General features: G+C 69.2%; 1 pseudogene. It reads right to left on the reverse strand.

The features are described 5' to 3' along the window. Positions 1-389, reverse strand: a pseudogene (locus tag AC1DWF_RS38805) (flagellar motor protein MotA); the annotation flags it as partial. Positions 390-513: the final 124 nt, after the last annotated feature.

A 513-nucleotide genomic window follows, 5' to 3' on the forward strand; every position in this document is an offset into this window, starting at 1 on the left:
ATGTAGCGCGACAGCTCGCGCGTCTCGTCCAGCCGCGAGGAGATGCCGTCCAACAGCGAGCGCATCGCCGCCGTCGAGAGCGTGAAGCGGTCCGTGCGCCGGGCGGCCAGCATGCTTGCCATCGGGCCGAGAAGGCGCGGTGTGGGCCGGGCCGGGTCGCCCTGGCGCGGGTTGCGGAAGGCCTCCAGCCAGTCGACCTCCGGGCGCAGCACCAGCACCTGGCGGATGTTCCAGAGGATGCCCAGCGTCAGCACGAAGAGGATGAAGCCGTTGAGGACCGGATTGGCCTCGAAGGCATGGTGGAGCGAGGGATAGAGCAGCGCCACGACCACCCCGACCATCGCCAGGAAGGCCAGCATGCGCGAGAGGAAGGCGGTGGGCTTCGTCATGGCGGGGACACTAGCCAGCGGTGGCGGGCTGCGCCAGTTGCACTCTCGGGAAGCCGCTGGGAATCCTAACGATCCGGCCGCACGCCCATCGCGATGGTCCGCTCGTCCATCCGCGGTTCATGCC

This window comes from Aminobacter sp. P4_D5 (assembly GCF_056401815.1).